Origin of the sequence: Exiguobacterium sp. SH1S1 (assembly GCF_004337245.1) — a bacterium.
In the GTDB taxonomy this organism is placed as follows: domain Bacteria; phylum Bacillota; class Bacilli; order Exiguobacteriales; family Exiguobacteriaceae; genus Exiguobacterium; species Exiguobacterium aurantiacum_A.
This window is the reverse complement of the sequence record NZ_SJUZ01000001.1, coordinates 789,231-809,697: the sequence shown is the minus strand read 5'-3', so window position 1 is coordinate 809,697 and position 20,467 is coordinate 789,231. Positions and strand designations below refer to the sequence as shown.

The 20,467-nt window shown below is 54.6% G+C and carries 21 protein-coding genes; 13 read left to right on the top strand and 8 right to left on the bottom strand.

Going from position 1 to position 20,467, the window contains the following annotated elements:
• Positions 1–3: 3 nt before the first annotated feature.
• The 4 genes from EVJ23_RS04100 to EVJ23_RS04085 all read left to right on the top strand — a co-directional run bounded on the left by EVJ23_RS04100 (position 4) and on the right by EVJ23_RS04085 (position 3,110).
• Positions 4–981 (top strand): glycoside hydrolase family protein, encoded by a 978-nt coding sequence (locus EVJ23_RS04100; RefSeq protein ID WP_131464297.1) that lies wholly within the window; start codon positions 4–6, stop codon positions 979–981.
• Positions 978–1,919 carry a glycoside hydrolase family protein gene (locus tag EVJ23_RS04095; protein WP_131464295.1) on the top strand — a complete coding sequence of 314 codons (942 nt, stop codon included), beginning with the start codon at positions 978–980 and terminating at the stop codon, positions 1,917–1,919. The genes EVJ23_RS04100 and EVJ23_RS04095 overlap by 4 nt, the downstream gene beginning before the upstream one ends.
• Positions 1,916–2,335: a GNAT family N-acetyltransferase gene (locus EVJ23_RS04090; protein ID WP_131464293.1), complete on the top strand. Its 420-nt coding sequence runs from the start codon at positions 1,916–1,918 to the stop codon at positions 2,333–2,335. Before EVJ23_RS04095 ends, EVJ23_RS04090 begins: the two co-directional genes overlap by 4 nt.
• Positions 2,336–2,465: 130 nt before the next feature.
• Positions 2,466–3,110, top strand: coding sequence for a thioredoxin domain-containing protein (locus EVJ23_RS04085; RefSeq protein ID WP_161567006.1), 645 nt, complete (start codon positions 2,466–2,468; stop codon positions 3,108–3,110).
• Positions 3,111–3,129: 19 nt separating this feature from the next.
• Here the strand turns inward: EVJ23_RS04085 and EVJ23_RS04080 are convergent, their stop codons facing one another.
• Both EVJ23_RS04080 and EVJ23_RS04075 read right to left on the bottom strand, forming a co-directional pair.
• The gene (locus tag EVJ23_RS04080) at positions 3,130–3,783 is read right to left on the bottom strand and encodes a hypothetical protein (protein ID WP_131464289.1); all 654 of its coding nucleotides are present in this window, start codon (positions 3,781–3,783) and stop codon (positions 3,130–3,132) included.
• Positions 3,784–3,997: 214 nt separating this feature from the next.
• Positions 3,998–4,258: a hypothetical protein gene (locus tag EVJ23_RS04075; RefSeq protein ID WP_131464287.1), complete on the bottom strand. Its 261-nt coding sequence runs from the start codon at positions 4,256–4,258 to the stop codon at positions 3,998–4,000.
• 105 nt (positions 4,259–4,363) lie between these two features.
• Here EVJ23_RS04075 and EVJ23_RS04070 point away from each other — a divergent pair, with 105 nt between their 5' ends.
• On the top strand, positions 4,364–5,605 hold the full coding sequence (locus EVJ23_RS04070; protein WP_131464285.1) for a UDP-glucose dehydrogenase family protein: 1,242 nt from the start codon (positions 4,364–4,366) through the stop codon (positions 5,603–5,605).
• 75 nt (positions 5,606–5,680) lie between these two features.
• Here EVJ23_RS04070 and EVJ23_RS04065 read toward each other — a convergent pair whose 3' ends face one another.
• Positions 5,681–6,154, bottom strand: a complete 474-nt coding sequence (locus EVJ23_RS04065) for a DinB family protein (protein ID WP_131464283.1) — start codon at positions 6,152–6,154, stop codon at positions 5,681–5,683.
• A gap of 130 nt (positions 6,155–6,284) precedes the next feature.
• Between EVJ23_RS04065 and EVJ23_RS04060 the strand changes: the two genes are divergently transcribed.
• The gene (locus EVJ23_RS04060) at positions 6,285–7,013 is read left to right on the top strand and encodes a DUF3784 domain-containing protein (protein ID WP_131464281.1); all 729 of its coding nucleotides are present in this window, start codon (positions 6,285–6,287) and stop codon (positions 7,011–7,013) included.
• Positions 7,010–7,270 (top strand): hypothetical protein, encoded by a 261-nt coding sequence (locus EVJ23_RS04055; protein ID WP_070328468.1) that lies wholly within the window; start codon positions 7,010–7,012, stop codon positions 7,268–7,270. The genes EVJ23_RS04060 and EVJ23_RS04055 overlap by 4 nt, the downstream gene beginning before the upstream one ends.
• 28 nt (positions 7,271–7,298) lie before the next feature.
• On the opposite strand, the gene EVJ23_RS04050 is transcribed toward EVJ23_RS04055, so the two are convergent.
• Together EVJ23_RS04050 and EVJ23_RS04045 are read right to left on the bottom strand one after the other, a co-directional pair.
• Entirely contained in the window at positions 7,299–10,004 is a 2,706-nt protein-coding gene (locus EVJ23_RS04050) for an EAL domain-containing protein (protein ID WP_131464280.1), read from the bottom strand.
• A gap of 114 nt (positions 10,005–10,118) precedes the next feature.
• Positions 10,119–11,939, bottom strand: a complete 1,821-nt coding sequence (locus tag EVJ23_RS04045; RefSeq protein ID WP_236633703.1) for a C40 family peptidase — start codon at positions 11,937–11,939, stop codon at positions 10,119–10,121.
• A gap of 275 nt (positions 11,940–12,214) precedes the next feature.
• On the opposite strand from EVJ23_RS04045, the gene EVJ23_RS04040 reads away from it, so the two are divergent.
• Entirely contained in the window at positions 12,215–14,068 is a 1,854-nt protein-coding gene (locus EVJ23_RS04040) for a sensor domain-containing phosphodiesterase (RefSeq protein ID WP_131464279.1), read from the top strand.
• Positions 14,069–14,085: 17 nt separating this feature from the next.
• On the opposite strand, the gene EVJ23_RS04035 is transcribed toward EVJ23_RS04040, so the two are convergent.
• Both EVJ23_RS04035 and EVJ23_RS04030 read right to left on the bottom strand, forming a co-directional pair.
• Complete coding sequence (locus EVJ23_RS04035) at positions 14,086–15,456, bottom strand: sensor histidine kinase (protein WP_131464277.1); 1,371 nt, start codon at positions 15,454–15,456, stop codon at positions 14,086–14,088.
• A 12-nt stretch (positions 15,457–15,468) separates the two neighbouring features.
• On the bottom strand, positions 15,469–16,158 hold the full coding sequence (locus EVJ23_RS04030) for a response regulator transcription factor (RefSeq protein WP_083274082.1): 690 nt from the start codon (positions 16,156–16,158) through the stop codon (positions 15,469–15,471).
• Between the two features lie 107 nt (positions 16,159–16,265).
• Here EVJ23_RS04030 and EVJ23_RS04025 point away from each other — a divergent pair, with 107 nt between their 5' ends.
• From EVJ23_RS04025 to EVJ23_RS04015, 3 genes are read left to right on the top strand one after another with little or no spacing between them, the layout of a single operon-like run.
• Positions 16,266–17,027, top strand: a complete 762-nt coding sequence (locus EVJ23_RS04025; RefSeq protein WP_131464275.1) for an ABC transporter ATP-binding protein — start codon at positions 16,266–16,268, stop codon at positions 17,025–17,027.
• A complete protein-coding gene (locus EVJ23_RS04020) occupies positions 17,014–18,843 on the top strand; it encodes an FtsX-like permease family protein (RefSeq protein ID WP_131464273.1) in 1,830 nt (609 codons plus the stop codon). The genes EVJ23_RS04025 and EVJ23_RS04020 overlap by 14 nt, the downstream gene beginning before the upstream one ends.
• Positions 18,844–18,856: 13 nt before the next feature.
• Entirely contained in the window at positions 18,857–19,201 is a 345-nt protein-coding gene (locus tag EVJ23_RS04015; RefSeq protein ID WP_070328476.1) for a YxeA family protein, read from the top strand.
• Positions 19,202–19,279: 78 nt separating this feature from the next.
• Here EVJ23_RS04015 and EVJ23_RS04010 read toward each other — a convergent pair whose 3' ends face one another.
• The gene (locus EVJ23_RS04010) at positions 19,280–19,723 is read right to left on the bottom strand and encodes a MerR family transcriptional regulator (RefSeq protein ID WP_071398191.1); all 444 of its coding nucleotides are present in this window, start codon (positions 19,721–19,723) and stop codon (positions 19,280–19,282) included.
• Between the two features lie 314 nt (positions 19,724–20,037).
• Here EVJ23_RS04010 and EVJ23_RS04005 point away from each other — a divergent pair, with 314 nt between their 5' ends.
• Both EVJ23_RS04005 and EVJ23_RS04000 read left to right on the top strand, forming a co-directional pair.
• Complete coding sequence (locus tag EVJ23_RS04005; protein WP_070328478.1) at positions 20,038–20,250, top strand: hypothetical protein; 213 nt, start codon at positions 20,038–20,040, stop codon at positions 20,248–20,250.
• Positions 20,251–20,323: 73 nt separating this feature from the next.
• Positions 20,324–20,464, top strand: coding sequence for a YvrJ family protein (locus tag EVJ23_RS04000; RefSeq protein ID WP_021066374.1), 141 nt, complete (start codon positions 20,324–20,326; stop codon positions 20,462–20,464).
• Positions 20,465–20,467: the final 3 nt, after the last annotated feature.

Genomic DNA, 20,467 nt, shown 5'->3' with positions numbered 1-20,467 from the left:
GGAATGGCTGAGACGACGAAGACGACGTACGAATGGACGAACCGGCGCTTGCTGTTCAGTCCGGAACGAGATACCGACATCGATTGGATGGATGCATTCGCGCAGGCGCCGTCCGTACTCGAGCGCGATACGTATTTGCGCATCTATTTCAGTTGCCGGCCGAAACCAATCGATGGCCGCTACGTCAGCTATAGCGCTTACGTCGACGTCGATAAACGAGACTTCTCGATTTTACGTGTGAGTGAAGAGCCAGTGCTTTCACTCGGGGAGCGGGGCACGTTCGACGAGTTCGGCATCTATCCGTTCTCGGCGATCGACGTCGGGGACGAGGTACACGCCTACTACGGCGGCTGGACACGTTGTACGTCGGTCCCGTTCAACGTCGCTATCGGCAAAGCAGTGAGTCAGGACGGTGGCAAGACGTTCGAGCGGATCGGACCGGGACCGGTTTTGTCGTATACGCTCGATGAACTGTTCGTCTTGAGCGGGCCGAAAATCCGGCGCTTTAATGACACGTGGTACTTGTTTTACATCGCGGGCCGGGAGTGGCTCATGCACGAAGGTAAACCGGAACCGGTGTACAAGATCCGTCTCGCCACGTCAGCCGACGGCGTGAACTGGGTGAAACAAGAGCGCGACTTGATCGAGAGCATCGTCCCGGACGAGGCACAGGCGAGCCCAGACGTGTTTTATGAGAACGGGTCGTACCATATGTTCTTCTGTTATCGCGACGCGACCGATTACCGGAAGAATCCCGAACGGACGTATCGGCTCGGCTATGCGTCGTCGCCGGACTTGTTGAACTGGACGCGCGACGATGACGTCATGCGCTTCACCCGCTCAGACGTCGGGTTTGACGACGAGATGGTCGCCTATCCACACACGTTCGTCGTCGGCGGAAAGCGTTATCTGCTCTATCTCGGCAACGAGGTCGGACGGGCCGGTTTCGGCATCGCCGAGCGGAAGGAGGAAACGACATGAAGTGGCGGAAACTCGGGCATATTTTCGATCCCAAGCCGCACGGCTTTTTCGGGGACTATTCTGCGTTCGCTCAATCACCGCAAGCACTCGTCTTCGACGACTTCGTCCGCATCTACTTCTCGACCCGGGAGCCGGATGCGGACGGGACGTTCAAGAGCCATATCCGTTACGTCGATATGACACCGTCGTTCGAAGTGATCGCCGTATCGCACGACCCGGTCATCCCGCTCGGAAAACTGGGCACGTTCGATGAGCACGGCATCTTCCCGTTCCACGTCACGCGGACGGACGCGGGCCTGTACGGATATACGAGCGGCTGGAGCCGACGCGAGTCGGTGTCGGTCGAGACGGGGATCGGCCTGTCGATCAGTCATGACGACGGGCATACGTTCGAGCGGCTTGGTGATGGGCCGGTGCTATCGGCGAGTGTTGACGAGCCGTTCCTCGTCGGGGACCCGTTCGTCTTCACGAAAGACAAGCAGTATATGTACTACATTTACGGTACGACGTGGAAGACGGGACCGGACGGCGTCGCCGAACGGACGTACAAGATCGCGCTCGCGACGTCCGAGGACGGGCGCACGTTCAACCGGTGCGGCCGCATCGTCGATGATGTGATTCCAGACGAGAGCCAGGCACTCCCGACCGTGTTCGAGGCGGGTGGCCGCTATCACATGGTGTTCTGTTTCCGTGACACGTTCGGCTTCCGGGACGACCCGACGCGCGGCTACCGGCTCGGTTACGCTTATTCCGACGACCTCATGCAGTGGACGCGCGACGACGCCTCGCTCGGTTTCGAGCGGAGCGACTCGGGGTGGGATTCAGCAATGGAATGTTACCCGCACGTGTTCGAGATGAACGGGCGGCAGTATTTGTTGTATAACGGCAACGCTTTCGGACGTGACGGCTTCGGTGTCGCCGTCTTGGAGGACGTATGATCACGCTCGGCCGCGGGTCGGTCGCCGACTACGAGGCCCACCTCGAGGCGTGTGATGCCTTGTTCCCGACGGCACTGTCGGAGAGGATCGACTTGCACGAATATGCGCGCAAGCTGCATGACCGGGCGACATCGTTCGAACTGTGGGACGACGACCGGTTGCTCGGCCTCCTCGCGGCCTACTTCGATACGGACGTCGCCTTTATCAGCCATATCTGTGTCTTGCCGGAGGCGCCGAAAGGGAGCGGGCATGACTTGTTGGTCAGACTGTTCGATGAGGCGGCGCAGCATCATAAGCAGTTGATCCGGCTACACGTCGAGAAGACGAATGAGCACGCCATTTCATTTTATAGAAAGCATGGCTTCGTCGGGACGGGACAAGCGGGGAACGATGTGATTATGGAGCGCGAAGCGTGAAGGTTCTGAATAGAATCGAAGCGCTTCTTTTTGTTTGGCCCGGGGAGTGTCAACAGAACGTCACTCGAATTTTCATAGGAGGCATGGTATAACAGATTTATGTGAATAAATGAACAAACGGAGGATGAGCATGAAACGTTTACTATTGATTTTACTCGGTGTGATGATGTTGGCGGCTTGCGGGACAAGCGAGGCGGATGAACGGGGAGAGCAGTTTACATATACGAGGTATGAGCTCCCGCTCGAAGATAAGATCGCGCTCGGCGATGGTTCGCACGAGATCGTCTTCGTCTTTGACTACAGTTGCCCATGGTGCAAAAAATGGATGGAGAGCGTCTTGCCGGAGATCGAGTCGCGGTGGATCGAGACGGGAGAGGCGACGTTCAAAGGACAGCCGCTCGTCTTGTTGAATGAGCAGTCGCAACTGCTCGCTAGTGTCGATGCGAATGCGGAACAAGTGATGCCGGAACGGTACTATGCGTTGCAACGCCACATCGGGCTCGACGCCGAGACGGTCTCGGACTTCGGCACGGAGGTGTACGTCCAACGGCTCGCGGAAACGTTCGATGTGGACGCGGAAGCTCTGCTCGCGCCGCAAGTCGACGCGGGGATTCAAAACGCACGGCTCTATACACGTGACCTCGGCGTCGAATACGTGCCGACCGTGTATGTGAACGGGATCAAGTTGCTCGACGCGTTCAGCTTAGAGGAGATGGAGCGGGTCATGTCTGGCGAGATTGAGGCGGGGGACCAAGTCGAGATGCCGAAAGAATGAACAAGCGACACCCTCATTTCTACTGGGTGTCGCTCTGTCCGCAGGCGATGCCGTCAAGATCGGTGTCGAACGACAGCAAATAGGCGTCGTGCTCGAGTGGGACACCGTCCGGGTAGACCGCGTTCAAATCGAGGCAGGAACCGTACACCTCGAAGAACGCATCCGTCTCGTCGGCCGCGGCGATTGCGTCGTCTTGGAGGGCGGCTAGTTCACTTTCGAGTTGCTCGTTCAAGGCGTGCGCTTCCCGCAATTCGTCTTCGAGCGCGTACATCTCGGTCCGTTGCGTCTCAATGACTTCTTCTAGATCGAACACTTTTTGAAACAAGTTGTCTTTCATCGTGTCTTCGCGGACGGCAAGGCGTGCCTCGAGTTTCTCGGTCACGTCCCGCTCGATTTGAATCGCTTGCCAAGCGAGGGCGTCGGCATGTTGTTCCTCGAGGGCGAGCAGAGATTCGTCGTAGCTCGCCTCGACCTCAGCTAAGTCGGCGCTGACATGCAGCTTGTCTTGTTCCAAGTTGTAGTAGTAGACGCTCGAGCCGACGAACAGTAAATATAAGACGGTCGCGAAGACTTGTAGTTTGATCGGCTCGACCGGATGTTCGGCGAACCAGATGAACACGAGGCTGAGCGTGCTCGCCACGCATGCAGCCGTGATGAACGTCATGATCGTCATAGACACCCCTCTTTTCCTAGACTCTCTTTGTCTATTCCTGTTTCGACTCGAAAACGAAGCGACAACGCGAGCATACTTTCAAGAAATCGAATCGACAGCTAGATGTTGAACAACATTTATCACAGCGAATGTTCACGTGTCATACATATCGAAAAAGCAGGAGTTTCGGCAGATTCGTGGAATACTGCAAAAAGAAAAAAGCGTTCGACTGTCGTCAAACGCTCTTCTTGTCTTCAAGCTGTTGATTTTTACGCCATTTCCAAATCACGAGACCGAGGACGAGGAAAATCGGAGCGGCCACCCAAGGACGGGCTTCGAGAATCGCGACAATTTCAAAGATGGACAACCATCCGCTGATCATGACGAGGATGAGCAACAAGGTTCGCAGTCCCCCCCGGACCGGAAACCAGTAATAGATGAATAACGTGATCAAAAAGAAAGCGAGCAAGCCCATGCGGTTAGTCCTTTCTAGCATCATTTTGACCAATTATAGCAGACAACATTGCGAGAGTGTTAGAGGGTTCCCTTTAAGACGACTTTTCGCTACAGTTGAAGATAGATTATCTAAGGAGGAACTAGCGTGAAATTTGGAATCATCGGCTTAGGATATGTCGGATTAGCCACCCTGTGTGGCCTTGCAAAAGCGGGACATGAAGTCATCGGTGTCGAGAAAGACCAACCGAGACTGCGCCACCTCATGAGCGGCCACGCACCGTTTCACGAGCCGGGTATGGCGGAAGTGCTCCAAGACTATGCAGACTCGATCACACTTACGGATAACACCGCCGACACAAATGATGTCGATTACTTGTTCTTGGCTGTCGGTACGCCGAGCAAGGAAGATGGCAGCTGCGACATGACGTTCGTCGATGCCGCTTTGTCTGAGATCAACACGAAGCAAAAAATCGTCATCCGCAGCACTGTGCCACCGGGAACGACCGACTTACTCAGCATCATGTATCCATCCCACACGTTCGCAATCGTGCCGGAATTCTTACAAGAAGGGCGTGCGCTCGCCGACGTCCTTAAACCGCAACGCGTCGTCATCGGCAGCGGGAATCTTGAAATCAGCGAAGAACTCGCCGGCATTTATGGCCGTCTCGGTGTGCCGATTGTTTGCACGACACCAATCAACGCCGAATTGATTAAATACGCCTCGAACGCATTTTTAGCCACAAAGATCAGTTTCATGAACGACTTGTCACGCCTCGCGGATAAAGCAGGCGCCGACATCGCGACGATTGCCGACGGGATGGGGCTTGACCCGCGCATCGGACGTTCTTACTTAAACGCTGGTCTCGGTTACGGCGGCTCGTGTTTCCCGAAAGATATGAACGCGCTCTTGAACGTCGCGGCCGAGAACGAACTCGACTTGCCGGTCATCCGTGCGGCGATTCAAGCGAACGATGAACAGATTGCCTATGTCGCATCGAAGATCGAACACCGTCCGAACCTGCGTGTCGCTTTCCTCGGTCTCGCCTTTAAACCAGGGACGGACGATATGCGTGACGCACCGTCGATCACACTCGCCAATCACTTACGGTTACGTGAAGTCGAAGTCGTCGGCTACGATCCGCTCGCGAAGTGGGAGTACCGTCAAGCGTTGACACCAGAAGAAGCGCTTAAAGGAGCCGACGTGGCGATTCTTGTCACGGAATGGGACGAACTCGTCAACTTGAAGCCGGAAGCGTTCGCCGGGATGCGGACGAAACGGTTGATTGACGCACGCAACGCATGGAAGTATGCGCGCGACCCAGAAGACGTCGAGTACGAAGGCGTCGGCCGCATGCAGGGCAAGACGAACACACCGTCATCGAAATGAGCAAAGACGAGACCTTTCAACAGGTCTCGTCTTTTTGGTTGCGGTCCATGACCTAGGTGCTGAGTGCGACGGCGGTTAGCGATTCGTCTGTTCTTTTGTCGGGCCCATGACACCGGGAACGTGTTGTCCCGCTTGGCGTAAAAGTACCGTCATCTGACCACGGTGATGCGTCTGATGGTCGATCATCATGCGGAGGACGGCACCGCGCGGCGTCATCTTCCCGTGGACGTCGACTTCTTCTAGCAAATAGTCATCTGTAAAACCGTCAGCGGCGCTTGAAATTTCTTGCGCGTATCGTTCGTACTGGTCGGCGATCACGCTCGCTTGATCGGGCTGGGTCAGGCTCTTCAAAGCTGAGAGACGGAAACCGAGCAAGTTCGTGAAGTAGCCGAGGGCGGTCGTGACGTGCCAACCGATCCAACCGAGTGAGTTATGGTCGGGGACGATTTTTTGGCCGAGCGTGTCATCGGTCATGGCGCGGAGCACGTCGAGCGTGCCGGTCGATGATTTTGTCCAATCCTGTTTGAAGTCGTTAGCGGTACGATACATAAGACTACCTCCTTCTGCGTATTCTACCGCTAGTATACGCATGTGCCTTTCGTTCGCGCACGTCTGATGATTCGGTGAAACATTTCGGTCGATTTTCCCGTAGAATGAAGGAGATAGGAGGGACTTGTTCATGTGGATTCTTATATTTGCAGCACTACTCATGTTTGTCCTAGGGTTCGCCGTCCACAAGTTAGGGTGGCACTTTCTCATTTCGGGCTATAACACGATGAACGAAGCAGACAAGGCACGCGTCGACATCAAACCGGTCGCACGGTTGATCGGTATCATGTGTTACGGCATCGGCTTCATCTTTCTCATCGTCGGCCTCATTGATTGGTTCGGGCTCGTCGTCCCAATCGAGCCGCTCTTTATCGTGCTCATCCTGTTCATCGTCGTCATCCTTTGGCGCGCCCAAAAGTATGACGGGAATATTTTTGACGACACGGGACGGCTTCGTCCGGGCGGGAAGAAGAAACTCATCCCGATCGTCCTCGTCTCTATGCTCTTGCTCACGGTCGTACCGGGGCTCCTGCTTTGGTTCTCTCAACCGACCGAAGTGACACTCACCGATACGGCACTCGTCATCGAAGGCAGTTACGGGCAAACCGTGCCGTATGACGAGATTGTTGATGTCATATTGACCAACGTCCCGGACGTCGAGCGTCGAACGAACGGGGCCGCTACAAGCTCACAACTGACAGGACACTTTCGAACGACTTATAAGGAAGACGTGCTTCTCTTCATCAACCGTGACGCCACAGCCGCCATCCGCATCGACTGGAGCGGAAAACCGATCTATCTAAATCTTGAAACGAACGAAGCAACGGAACAATTATATGAGGAGGTGATCACTCGATGAGTCCATGGTACGCGCGCAACATGCCGTTCTTTTTCCTGACGTTCTTTTTTCCACCGCTCGCGCTGCTCTTGCTCGTCTGGCAGTGGGACAAATTCACGACAGACCGGGGCATCAAACTGTTTTTCGCGGTCGGGATGACGGTGTTCATCGTGTTCGGTCTATTGCCGCGCGGCACGCTTCCGGTCATTCTGCCGATCATTTTCGGGTTGATCGCCTTAAAGCTCGTGCTGAACGTGATCAGACGAAAAAAAGGCTGACGCGCTAGACGTCAACCGATCGGGACGCTCAGTCAGGGCGTCCTTTTTTTTCGTTCACCCAAGCCTCGAACGCGTCAGGTTTGAGCGCCGGGGCGTAGTAATAGCCTTGCCCGAGCTCGACCCCTTCGGCAATCATCCGTTCAAGGTCTTCCTTCGTCTCGATGCCTTCGGCGAGTGATGTGAGCGCCTGCTCGCTCGCGAAGCGTGAGACGGCACGGAGGAAGGATGTGCTGTCTTTCGCTTTCCCGCTGACGTACATCCGGTCAATCTTCACTTCTTGAATCGGTAAGTGCCAAATCGCTTCGAACGAGGCGTAGCCGGTGCCGAAGTCATCGATCGACAAGCAGTAGCCGAGGTCGGCGATGTCCTCGAGCCGCTCGAGCTCGTTCGCATGTGACATGATGTCGGCCGACTCGGTCAATTCGATTTTCAAGCGGTCCGGCAGCCACGGGTACGTCTCGATCAAATCACGCAGCTTCGTGACAATCGACGGGTCGACCGAGTGGGCAGACAAGTTGTACGACAACGAGACGTCGGAGAATGACGTATCGCGCCAAGCGACGAGCTGGTTGATGACTTGGTCGAGGATCGAGTGAGATAACCATAAAATCTGGTCTGACCGTTCGGCAATCCGGATGAACTCGTTCGGCGGGACGTGACCGATATCCGGATGCTGCCAACGGGCGAGCGCCTCGGCCCCGACGACGCGTCCAGTTGTCAATTCGACTTGTGGCTGGTAGGCGACGGAGATGTGTCCTTGCTCGATCGCCTCGGGGAGCGCCTGTTCGATCAAGGCGGCCCACTGCAGCTGGGCGAGGATGCTCGCGTCATACCAGACGAACGGCGTCCGCGTCTCTTTGGCGTGTTGGAGTGCTCGTGTCGCCTCGAACAAACAATCGGTATAGTTCGGCGTCGTGTGTGCCGCCCCGATTTGAACGTGGACGGTCTGCCGTTTTTGATTGATCAACAGTTCGGTCGGGAACAGCTCCATCAGTTCATGTTCGTCGAGCGTGCTGAACCCTTTGACGTACAACATGAGCGTGTCGTCACGATAGCGGCCGAACAAATGATGCGCATACTTCTCGAGCCGGTCCTCGACGTGACGGGCGAACTCGGTCATGAGCAGGTCAGCATAAATCGTATCGTACCAGTCAACGAGATGGTGGAAATCGTTCAACTTGATCAAGAGGAACGTCCCATCGATGTCTTGTTTTTCCCACGCTCGGATAAAACCGTATTCGTTATACAGTTCGGTCGCGAGGTCGAATCGGACGAGGCGATCGACTTTCCGTTCGCGCTCGACGCGCTCGGTCTCATCTTCGAGGATCAAGTAGTACGTGAGTGTTCCCCCGCGCTTGAGCGGGATGATTTTCGCGTTCAAGAAACGGGCATGTTCTCCTTTTAAATGCAAAATGAATTGTGCGCTCGTCCCGTGCTCGGTCACACCTTCAAGTGCTTCCTGGAACAGGCGACGACCTGTGTTAGTGAATAGCTGGTTGATCTCGTACAAGTTCCGGGCGCCGAAGAACTGATCGAACACATCGTTCCGTTCGATGAAGTTATAAGCATCATCGATCAACGCGATGGCGAGACCGGTCTCTGAGAACAGGGACGACCAACGCTCGTGATAGCGAAGCAGGTCGTTCGATTGCGTCTCGAGCGTGTTGACGGTCGAATGGACGCTCACCGCAATCTCGCGGAGCTCGTCCTCGATGCCACGGAAGTCATGACTGGCCGGGAATGACGCCTCGACCGGTTCGGTGCTTGGGTCGATGGCGAGCGCACGGGCTTTCAAATGACTTAAATCATGGGCATACATTTTACGTGTATAGCAAAGCGCGACCAAGAGTCCGGTCGAAAGCACGAGCGTCGCGAGCAGGACGAGGACGGCGAGCGTCCCATATCGGTTTCGTTCCTCTAGGAGCAATGACTCGGTCGACGAGCGGATAGTCTGGAGAACTTCATGCGAGTCTTCGTAAAACTTGGTCCCGTTGACGTAACGCGCCTCGAGCGTCGAGCCGGTCGAAGTCAGTCGTCCCAACGCTAGGGCGCTCTCCGTTAAATCAGCGGTCGATTTCGTTTGGAGAGTAGGATTCGTCGCGATAATCTCTTCAAGTAAACGCGCTTCCGTGGCGATGGAGGCGAGTTCGGCTTCTAATTTTTCTCGGTCCGGCGTCTCCGCCAGCAAGTTCGTCACGTTTTGGATGAACGTCATCTGCATCCGCATGACGGCATCGGTCAACTCGTAGGCCGTGTTCGCTTGGGCGGTCCGCTCTAAGCCTTGGTAGAGCCAACGCCGATCAATCGATTCGATGACGTCAAACGGGACGTTGTCGAATTCGCTCAACTCGCCGTCGAGCGTCTCGTCTAGTCGTTCAGAAAAAGCGAGGAGGGCATCCCGTTCGCGTTCGTGGACCCCGGTCTCGAAATCATCGAGCAGCTGGGTGTTATACTGGAGCGCGCGTTCGCGATAAGGCGAGGACAACAACGCCGTCGGCTGGCCCGAGTTCAGTTCGTACAGTTTCGCGGCCTGGTGGAGGACAAGGTAAGACTCGACGCCGGCAAGGTCGGATGCATGGTTCAAGTTCGTCACGGACTGATCGACGCTGACGTGTTTCTCTTTCCAGTAATAGCTTAATCCGAGACCGAATAACAACACACCGACGAGGCAGGCGACAGCAAGTACCATCGTATAGATCCGGTACGGAATTTTGGCGAATCGGTTGCTTCCCATCGTACACTCCCTTTCTACCTTTCCTATCTTATATCGCATTTCGAGTCTTTCAAGTGAAATCCTGCTAACTGAAAAAAAACCCGACAAAGGTCGGGTTTTCAAATGCGTCAAAGGTCACGGTCGCTTGTAGCCGATGAGGCGTGATTTCCAATATGGCTCTTTGCTGATTTGGTTGTAGCCGAGACCAAACGTCCCGGCGTGGATGAACGTATCGGCGTCGATCATGATGCCCATATGGGACGGACCGGCCGTATACGTGTTCTCGAAGAAGACGAGGTCGCCGGCCTGAGGCACGAACGATTTGTCGAGCTGCGGACCGAAGTAAGACCCGGCCCAATAGTTGGCGACGTTCGTCCGCGGGATCGAGACCCCTGCTTGGTTGAACGCGTAATAGATGATGCCTGAGCAGTCAAAGCCGCCGTTGACCGGACTAGACGACGCCCAGATGTACGGCGTCCCGACGTATTTCTTAGCGACGGCGATCGTCGCGAGCCGGGTTGCTTGGGCGGTCTGTCCGTTGACTTGGGTGACGAACGCTTTGGCGACGAAACCTTGCGTCCCGTTCTCGTTGACACGGTAGTGTGTCGCCGTCTCGCCGACGACGTTCAACAGTCCGCCGCGGAGCGTCGACCCGACGACCTGGCTCGAATCGTTCGCTTGGGCGCGGATGGCGGCCGGACTTGCCGTATAGAACGTATGTGAGTCGAACGACCCGCTGACCCATGTTGGTGCCGTCGTTGAGCCTTTCGGTACTTCCTTGACGAACGAGGCTGCGACGAAGCCGGTCGTGTTACCGATATAAATCTGGTGCCAGCCGTTTGCCGTCTGGACGACGCGGAGCGTCTGACCGGCTTTGACGCTACCGACGATGGCGGAACTCGTCGACGCAGCAGCACGGACGTTCAAGGACGGGGTGTTGACGACGTAATCGACCGAAGTGTTCCCAGCCCCGGCGTCACCTAAGTTCGGTGCGACCGGTGCACTCGGTGCGGTCGTCGTCTGTTTCAAGTAGCCGGCACTGACGTAACCGCTCTTTCCGTTATACGTGACGTAGTACCAAGTGCCGCTCTGTTTCGTTGCTTGCACGGTCGCGCCGTTCGGGATCGTCGTGACGAGCGCGAAACCGATGCCTGCTCCTTTTCGCACGTTCAAGTTCGCCGTCGTGACGAACGATTGATTGACGCTCTCTTCTTTCGGCGCTGCCGGTGTCGCCGGCTGACTCGGTGAAGGTGTGGCAGGTTGACTTGGTGAAGGCGTCGCGGCGGCTTTCTTTAAGTATGTAGTGGCGACGAAGCCTGTCGTCGAACCGTATTTGATGTGCGACCACGAACCTTCGACTTTTAGGATCGTGACCGTTTTTCCTTTCGGGATCGTGACGAGTACGTTCGCCTTTGTCGATTTCGAAGCCCGGAGGTTCAAGTTGACGGTCGTCTGTGACGTCGATTGGGCGGTCGGGCTGACGGTGCTCGTTGATGCCGTCGGCTTAGTCGTTGCTGCCTTGGCTGTACCGAGATAGTCGTTATGTACCCAGCCGGTCTTCCCGTTAAAGGTGACTTGCGACCACTTACCGCTCGTCTTGAGCGGTTTGAGCGTTTGACCTTTTGGGATGGTGAGCAAGACATTATGGCTCGTACCGGCACCGGCGCGAAGGTTTAATGCAGCGGTCGTGACTCGATTTTTGCTTACTGCCGTCGTGAGTACGGTCGGTGATCCGGCCAAGTTAAGTGTTTGTCCGATGGCGATTCGGTCGGTCGTCAAGTTGTTCATCGACTTGAGTGTCGCGAGCGGGATTTGATGCTGTTGGCTGATCGACCAAAGCGTGTCACCGGCTCGGACGATATGGGTGCTAGCGGCGGACGCTTCGTCGGCCTGGGCGAGGACGCTTACGGCGGCGATTGCGGCGAATGAGTACATGAGGCCGGACTTGTGATTCATGGAGTCACTTCCTTTAATATAATAGAGTCATTCATGACGGGTAACGATACACATTTATTGTACGGTGCCGAGAAACCGGGAAGCAATGGTGGAAAGGACTCATTCGAGCGAGATTCCTTGAAAAGCAGGTCAATATTTTTTGATAGGTCTGTCAGATAGATGTCTCCTAAAAAGAGGGAAATTAGAAATTGACTTTATGTTGAATTTTGGAAGGTTTCGTATTTGTGCTTCATGCTATCATTAAGGCAAAACTGTTTGAACGAGGGTAGGGGACTATGATCGAGGGGAACTTTTCAACACAAACATACCGTAAACATCAAGAGAAACTGTTCGAGCTCGTACGGATGCCGGACGTGTCCGACGCGACAGTCGAGCAGGCGATCAGCTATATGTGCGAAGTCGTCGCGGATATGCTCGAAGTCGACACCGTATCGATCTGGCACTTCGATGAGACGCAACACTCGATCAGTTGTCAAGTCGCATATTCAAAAGATAAAGGCATCAGCAAGCCGGCATTAACGGTCTATCGTCAGGATGCGCCGGTCTATTTTGATGCGCTCTGCACGAACCGTGTCCTCCTGTTTGAGAATGTCCGGACGCACGAATGGGTGAAAAATTTATATCAACAATACTTCGTCGAAGGACAACGGGTTTACTCGATGCTTGACGCACCGATCTTTGCGGACGGACAAGCCCGCGGTGTCATCTGCTGCGAGACGTACGAGCTTCGGAAGTGGACGTATGTCGAAGAGCTGATCGTGAGTACACTCGCTGATTTTGTCGCTATTTTATATAGCCGGCTCGAACGTCAGTCGGTCGAACAACACATCGCCCGGCTCGCTTATACGGATGAATTGACAGGACTGATGAATAAGAACGCGTTCATCGAACGAGTCGACCAGATGCGGGACGAACTTGATCATCACCTGGGGTCACTCATTTACGTGAGAATCGATGAGTTCCGCTCTGTCGAGGACGCGCTCGGCAGCGAGAAGGCCAATCAATTAATCCAGGAAATCGCGAATCGGCTCCAACTCGTCGTCGATCCGGCGATGCTCGCCCGGAGTTCTCAATCCGGTTTCGTCGTATGGACACCGTACGGCGACCGGATCAAAGCGTACGGGATTGCCGACATGCTTTGCGAGACGGTGATGAGCGAGCCGTTTACCGTCGATGAACTGGATGTCGTCCTGACGATGAGTGCCTTTATCTCGATTGAGGATAAGACGCGCTCGACGCTCGAGATGATTCACACGACACGGATCGCCGCTAGTTATCATCATGTCCAACGCGGTGGCATCATCTTCTATGAAGAGAAGATGGGCGAGAAGGCGACGGCCCGATTGACGCTTGAGATGAATTTGCGCAAAGGGCTCGCCTTGAACGAGTTTGCGCTCTACTATCAGCCGAAGATTGACGGTTCGACCGGACAGCTTAACGGTTTTGAAGGGCTCATGCGTTGGATCCATCCGGAAAAGGGGCTGATCCCGCCGCTCGACTTTATCCCGCTCGCCGAGTCGACCGGTGTCATCATCGCCCTCGAGGAGTGGGCGCTTGAGGAGGCATGCCGCCAATTGAACGCGTGGCACGCCTCTGGTCGGACATATCACTTGGCGCTCAATTTGTCGGCCCGTCACTTCCTATCAGAAGGCGTTGTCGAGAAGTTCGCCCGTGTCGTCGAAAGAATGGGTGTCTGCCCGAACTATTTGACGTTTGAGATCACGGAGAGCGTCGGAATGGAGAATCAGCAGCACGTCATCGAACGGTTCATCGCCTTCCGCAAGCAAGGATTCTCAATCTCGATCGATGACTTCGGGACAGGTTTCTCGGCGTTCGTCTATTTAAAGCATTATCCGATTCATGAGATCAAAATCGACCGTCAGTTCATCCAAGCGACGGAGAACGACCCGACCGGAAACGTCATCGTCCAATCGATCATCGAGCTCGCCCGCGGCCTCGGTTTAAAGACCGTCTGCGAAGGCATCGAGACGACCGAGCAGCACGACGCACTCCGTTTGCTCGGCTGTGACGAGATGCAAGGGTATTACTTCTCGCGTCCGCTCGCGATTGATGAGCTTGAGGTATGGATTGAAGCTTATAACAATGAAAACAAGGATTCGCTCCGTTGAGCGAATCCTTGTTTTCATTACGGCAGGTCAATTTGAATCGTCGTCCCGACACCGAGGTCACTCGTCACGGTGACCGTGCCCCCGTGTGCCTTGACGATGTCCCGGGAAATCGCCATCCCGAGCCCACTGCCGAGCGCGTCGGTCGTATTCGTCCCTCGGTAATAACGTTCGAAAATATACGGCAGGTCGGCTTCATCAATGCCGTTCCCATCGTCTTGTACGATAATCGTCCCGCCTAGGACCGTGACATGTACCGTCACTGACTCGTCGTTATGGAGGAGGGCGTTATAGATGAAGTTGAGCAACGCCCGCTTCATGAAATGACGGTCGACGTCGCGTGACGCCGCGTCTGTGCTTGAGAACGTGATGTTGCGCGTCGCAAACCGCGGGTCGTTCAAGACGTCGATGACGAGCTCGCGGACGAACGGCTCGAGCCCGGTCGTCTCGCGGTTGAGCGGGAAATCACCGTGCTGCAGCCGCATCGTCAAGTTGAAGTCGTCGAGCAGTTCTTTCATGTAGAGCGCTTGGCGTTCGATGACTTCAGCGTACTGGCGCCGTTCCGTTTCGTCGACGTCTGTATCCTCGAGCAGTTCGGCGTAGCCTTGGATCGAGGCGAGCGGTGTCTTCAAGTCATGGGAGACGTTGCTCATCCACTCTTTGCGGCGGCGCTCGAGTTGTTCCCGTTCTGACTCATATGTCGTCAGTGTCTGTGACACATCGTTCAAGTTTGCGAACACGGGTCGGTACATGCCGGGCCGTTTCGGTTCGACGGTCGAGAAGTCGCGTGCTTTCAGCTGGGCGATCCGCTCGGTCAAACGATAGACAGGGCGTGTCAAAATCGAACTGAAGGCGAGCCCGATCAGTGCGGCGACGGCGAGATCGACGATGAGTAAGATGACTGTCGCTCGCGACACGTAAGCGAAGATCGCCTCGGGATCAAGCATGAACAGGGCACGGTCCTCTTTGGCGTCTGGTACGCCGATCAAGTAGCTATACGTTTCAAATTCACCGACGAAGTAGAGGACGAGGTCGTCGTCTTTATACTTATAAATCTGAATCAGTTCGATTGGGGAGTAGGAATCGGGTGCGTCAACGGGCGCATCGACGTCGCTGACCACGTCACCTGAAGCATCGAGGATTTGGATGAACGCCCCGAACTCCTCAAGGGCGGTTATCCCGTCTTCGTTGACGACCGGTGCGCCGTCCTCGAGTGACATGTACTGGTTGAACGTGCGGGTGAACGTCTCTCCGGAGTTGCTCTCGACGTCATCAATCCCGGTCCGGTCGTTGACGAGCAACGTGACGAGAATGACGACGTTCAAAATGACGACGATGGCAACGATGGCGAGAATCGACACCAAGTAACGTCCGGTCAATTTCCATTTCAATTCAAACGCCCCCTATGCCTCAAACTTATAGCCGAGCCCTTTGACCGTCTTAATATAGATCGGTTGTGACGGGTTCGGTTCGATTTTTTCGCGGAGTCGGCGCATGTGCACCATGACCGTATTGTCAGAGCCGTAAAAGTCCTCGCCCCAGACGCGGGTGAACAACGTTTCTTTACTGAGAATCCGGTTCGGATTACGCATGAAGCAGGCGAGCAGGCCGACCTCTTTCGCCGTCAGTTCGAGCCGGACGCCGTCTTTGTATGCTTCTGTCTCGTCTACATTCAACCGGAACGGCCCGACGATTGTATCGACGGGTGCTGGTGCGTCGTACATCGAGACACGGCGAAGCTGCGCCTTGATGCGGAAGGCGACTTCTTTCGGACTGAACGGCTTCGTGATGTAATCGTCGCCGCCGATGGCGAGGCCGAGGATCTTGTCGATTTCGTCTGACTTCGCGGATAAGAACAAAATTGGAATGTTCGACGTGTCGCGGATTTGGCGGCACAGGTCATAGCCTTCACCATCCGGCAACATGACGTCGAGAATGGCAATGTGCGGGGCGAACGTGTGGAACGTCTCCAAGCCGCTTTTGACGGTGTGGGCGGTCGCGATTTGTGTGAATCCTTCTCGTTCAAGCGCTTTTTGAATGAGTATACATAAATCTTTTTCGTCGTCGACGATTAAAATACGTGGTTGGTCCAATGAAATCACCTCTCCTTGTAGCATATCATTTAAGGATTTCGTAAGGTACGCGTGATTTTCAGTTAAGGTGGCGCGTGTATCGTAGTGTTTAGAAAGAGGTGCTATTCATGGAATCATTATTACAAGTCAACGCAATCGAAAAAACATATGGGAAAGGCGACACAACGTTCAAGGCGCTCGACGATGTATCATTCACGATCGAACACGGCGAATTTGTCGGCATCATGGGACCATCTGGCGCCGGGAAATCGACACTGTTGAACGTGCTCGCGACGATCGATACGCCGACCGCGGGGGATATCCTCATCGAAGGGGAAAACATCGCCAAGCTCGACGAGGAATCACTGTCGGACTTCCGACGCGACCACCTCGGTTTCATCTTCCAAGACTACAACTTGCTCGACTCGCTCACGGTACGGGAGAACATCTTGCTGCCGCTCGCCGTCGCCAAGACACCGGTCCGCGAGACGCGGGTTAAAGTCGACGCGCTCGCCAAGCGGTTCGGGATCGCGTCGATCCTTGATCAATATCCGTACGAGATCTCAGGCGGGCAAAAACAACGGACGGCTGTGTGCCGGGCGCTCGTTGCCGATCCAAAACTTATCTTCGCCGATGAGCCGACAGGTGCGCTCGATTCAAAGTCGGCGACCGACCTGTTACAGACGCTCGCCGGGCTGAACGAGGCCGAGACGACGATCATGATGGTGACACACGATGCCTACGCCGCAAGCTTTTGTCGCCGGGTCCTCTATATTCAAGATGGAAAGCTATCGCGCGAACTGATTCGCGGCAGCAAGTCGCGTGACGCGTTTTATCAAGCGATTTTAGACGAGCTCGCAAAAGGCGGTGCGACCGATGACGTTATTTGATTTGGCGAAGAAGAACGTCGCTCGCAATCTATCGCGGTACGCGCTCTACGTCGGGACGACGATCTTTTCCATCATCATCTACATGACGTTCGCGACGCTCAAACATAGCGGGGAAATTAGTGCCCTCGCCGAGACGTCCGGACAGATCAGCGGTCTCATGAACGCTTCGACGTTCATTCTGCTCATCTTCGTCGCGCTGTTTATCGCTTACTCGAACGCCTTTTTCTTGAAAGGACGTAAACGGGAAGTCGGACTGTATTCTCTTCTCGGGGTACGGAAAAAGCAGATAGGTCTCATCCTGTTGTTTGAGAACCTCGTCATCGGTGCGGTATCACTCGTGATCGGGATCGGGCTCGGTTTGATTGGGTCGAACGTTTTGTTGCGGCTGCTACTCAACTTGATGAACAGCGACTTGTCGATCGGGTTCACGGTCTCGACCTCGGCGCTCGTCGAGACGACGCTCGTCTTCCTCGCCATCTTTTTATTCACATCGTTCCAAGGTTACCGGGTCATCTATCGCTTCAAATTAATCGAACTGTTCCATGCCGACAAAAAAGGCGAGGACGTGCCGAAAGCGAGCCCGCTCATGGCGCTACTCGGTATCCTCACCCTCGGTACGGCTTACACGCTCGCGCTGCAAGACCTCGCCACGTCTCCGCTTTGGGGTTATCTTGCGGCGGCAATGCCGCTTCTCATCATCGGTCTTACCGTCATCGGTTCCGGTCTCTTGTTCCATAGCGTCCTCATCTTTATCCTCGGCCGCCTAAAAGCGAACGAGCGTTGGGCGTGGCGCCGGCTCAACTTATTGACGACGTCACAGTTGTTATACCGGATTCGAGGCAACGCGAAGACGTTGACGCTCATCAGTATCATCAGTGCGACGGCGATCACGGCTGGCGGGGCCATCTTTAGCGTCTACTACTACGCGGAACAACAAGTCACTTCGTACGCTCCCTATACGTTTGCTTGGCAAGGCGACAAACAAGACATCGACGCCGATGTGTTGGCTGAGACGAGTGTCATGCAAAAGACGGTTCGTGTCGCCTTAGAGACGGGAGAGCGGGAATATGGCGTCATCGATGAGACGACGTTCCGAAAACTTGCCGCCGACCTAGGCTGGAGTGAACCGGAACCGCTGCAAGAGCAAGGCGTCTTCTTGATTGATCCGTTCTATGACGAACGGTTCTCGGAAGACGTGAACGATGTGACGCTAGACGAGACGACGTATTCGGTCGCGTCCCGCTATGACAAGACACCGCTCAACGTCATGACGTTCGGCGGACTGTTCCTAGTCACACCGGATGACGTCTTCAAGACATTGCCGGGAGAAGGGACGATGTATCAAGCCGTGTCCGTCGCTGACTATAAAGAGCAGACCGTCTTGTCGGATCGCTTGTCGACAGCAGATAACTTCTCGAGTGCGACAGCGTTATACGCTGAGACGATGGCCATGCACGGAGCACTCTTGTTCGTCGGTAGTTTTCTCGGACTCGTCTTCCTCGTCGCAACGGGCAGCATCATCTACTTCAAGACGATGACCGAGGCCGAGGAAGACCGCTCGAAGTACGCGGTGTTACGAAAAGTCGGGATCTCGAAGCGGGATATTAAACGCACGATCCGTCAACAAATCGCGGTCGTGTTCCTCGCCCCATTCTCGTTAGGGATTTTGCACGCCTCGGTCGCGCTCTTCGCGTTCTCGCGCTTGCTCGTCATGGACTTCACGGTACCGGTGCTCGTCTGGATGGCGGTCTATTCTGCCATTTATACGCTGTATTACGTGTTGACGGTTCGACGGTTTACGAAATACGTTATCTGAAGGAGAGAATATTATGAAGAAACTAGTAATTGCGGCTTTCGCCCTCGTCATCGTGGCGCTCGGGCTTGTGAACATCGACTGGAACCGGCTTGGGAAAGAGGCGTTATATGTACAAATCGGGGAAGCGACAAACGTTGAGGAGACGACGCTCGAGTCGGGTGACGTCGTCCGCCGCTACGAGTATACGATGCCGGCGTTGACGAAAGACGGGGATTCGCAACCGGTCACGTTCACGGCGGCGAAGGAGCTTCGAAGCGGGGCATACTTGAAGCTATATGTGAAAGATCAAGACGTCGTCACGTCTTACGATGAAGTAACGGTCGCAGATATTCCGAAGGCGGCTCGAGAGCAACTATAGGGGTAGACTCAAATCAACCTCAACCCAAAAAGCCTTTCCCGACGATCAACGTGTCGTCGGGAAAGGCTTTTTGTGTGCTCATGCGAGTGAACTTTCTCGCTCGGCTAATTCGTATTGGAGTATGTACGTCAATTCTACATGTACTTGATCTGAAAAGTTAGTCTTTCTGACGTGCGTACGTGGTCGTAATCCACATTCCAAAGCAATATCGATGATTGTCCGAATCTGATTTTCCGTATAAAAACGTTTGCGTCCCATCGTGAACGGGGTCGGCGGTAAGACGCCGTCCGTCTCCCATTTGATCAACTGTTGCTGGCTGCGTGGGATGCCGGCAACGGTGAAGGCGCGACTCAATTCTTTAAGCGGATAGACAATTAAATGGCGTCCGTTATATTGAAATGGTTTACCTAGTTCGGGACGATATGCATCCCATTCGGTCGCAAAGAACGTTAAATCGATCGTGTCAACTTCAAATTGAGCGGAAGGAATTGGAGTGGCGAGTGCGATGTCTAAGTTGTTCATCTAGTGTTAGCTCCTTCTTCAAGTCTGCCGGGTGGTAGTACCCTCCCTCGTATAGTACCCTATTTTCAAAAAATTAACTGTTCATTTTTTGAAAGCGTGGAAATGAATTTATGGGACTTTCGATGCGGTTGTCAAATTTACACAACGTCTATAAAAATACCCTAAATGGTATGGCGATGCAAGTCATAGGAATGATTTGAGGCAGATGTAACGACTGCTTGATGATGTGGTTCAAAAGTCACGGTTGGAACATTTACGACTTTTGAGCAAAACGGTTTCCTCGTCGGTTAATAAGGGCGAAGGAGGTGAGACATATGGCAGTGTATCGAGAATACGCAAGCGTTTTTTATCTCGACACGAAACGGCTCGTTTACGGCAAGGAAAAACGTCAGCTCGTCCGCTTCGGTCCGCTCGGTGCGCGGATGGAGACCGAGGAGATCAAACAGTTTGGCGACTTGTTGATCCCGTTACTCGCGGTCGAGTCCGCTGCGTACGTCGTGTCGCGTGAGTTCCACGTGACGGTCTAAATTGGAGGCTCCCACTTATGCTAATACCCCCTCGTCCCGCCGCTCACAATCGGCACGATGAGCAGGTGGTCACATGAGCTGGCCCGAACTCATCTCAAACCTAGGATTCCCGATCGTCGTCTCGCTCTATCTGCTCCACCGGATCGAGACACGTCTTGAGCGGATGATTCAGCTGCTCGAACGTCTGGACTCCACCTATCCGTCTGAATTGTAACCA

Excerpts from the sequence above, each read along its gene's own strand:
- EVJ23_RS04100 (WP_131464297.1), top strand. The coding sequence starts at position 4 with ATGGCTGAGACGACGAAGACGACGTACGAATGGACGAACCGGCGCTTG.
- EVJ23_RS04095 (WP_131464295.1), top strand. The coding sequence starts at position 978 with ATGAAGTGGCGGAAACTCGGGCATATTTTCGATCCCAAGCCGCACGGC.
- EVJ23_RS04090 (WP_131464293.1), top strand. The coding sequence starts at position 1,916 with ATGATCACGCTCGGCCGCGGGTCGGTCGCCGACTACGAGGCCCACCTC.
- EVJ23_RS04085 (WP_161567006.1), top strand. The coding sequence starts at position 2,466 with ATGAAACGTTTACTATTGATTTTACTCGGTGTGATGATGTTGGCGGCT.
- EVJ23_RS04080 (WP_131464289.1), bottom strand. The coding sequence starts at position 3,783 with ATGACGATCATGACGTTCATCACGGCTGCATGCGTGGCGAGCACGCTC.
- EVJ23_RS04075 (WP_131464287.1), bottom strand. The coding sequence starts at position 4,258 with ATGCTAGAAAGGACTAACCGCATGGGCTTGCTCGCTTTCTTTTTGATC.
- EVJ23_RS04065 (WP_131464283.1), bottom strand. The coding sequence starts at position 6,154 with ATGTATCGTACCGCTAACGACTTCAAACAGGATTGGACAAAATCATCG.
- EVJ23_RS04060 (WP_131464281.1), top strand. The coding sequence starts at position 6,285 with ATGTGGATTCTTATATTTGCAGCACTACTCATGTTTGTCCTAGGGTTC.
- EVJ23_RS04055 (WP_070328468.1), top strand. The coding sequence starts at position 7,010 with ATGAGTCCATGGTACGCGCGCAACATGCCGTTCTTTTTCCTGACGTTC.
- EVJ23_RS04050 (WP_131464280.1), bottom strand. The coding sequence starts at position 10,004 with ATGGGAAGCAACCGATTCGCCAAAATTCCGTACCGGATCTATACGATG.
- EVJ23_RS04045 (WP_236633703.1), bottom strand. The coding sequence starts at position 11,939 with ATGAATCACAAGTCCGGCCTCATGTACTCATTCGCCGCAATCGCCGCC.
- EVJ23_RS04040 (WP_131464279.1), top strand. The coding sequence starts at position 12,215 with ATGATCGAGGGGAACTTTTCAACACAAACATACCGTAAACATCAAGAG.
- EVJ23_RS04025 (WP_131464275.1), top strand. The coding sequence starts at position 16,266 with ATGGAATCATTATTACAAGTCAACGCAATCGAAAAAACATATGGGAAA.
- EVJ23_RS04020 (WP_131464273.1), top strand. The coding sequence starts at position 17,014 with ATGACGTTATTTGATTTGGCGAAGAAGAACGTCGCTCGCAATCTATCG.
- EVJ23_RS04015 (WP_070328476.1), top strand. The coding sequence starts at position 18,857 with ATGAAGAAACTAGTAATTGCGGCTTTCGCCCTCGTCATCGTGGCGCTC.
- EVJ23_RS04010 (WP_071398191.1), bottom strand. The coding sequence starts at position 19,723 with ATGAACAACTTAGACATCGCACTCGCCACTCCAATTCCTTCCGCTCAA.
- EVJ23_RS04005 (WP_070328478.1), top strand. The coding sequence starts at position 20,038 with ATGGCAGTGTATCGAGAATACGCAAGCGTTTTTTATCTCGACACGAAA.
- EVJ23_RS04000 (WP_021066374.1), top strand. The coding sequence starts at position 20,324 with ATGAGCTGGCCCGAACTCATCTCAAACCTAGGATTCCCGATCGTCGTC.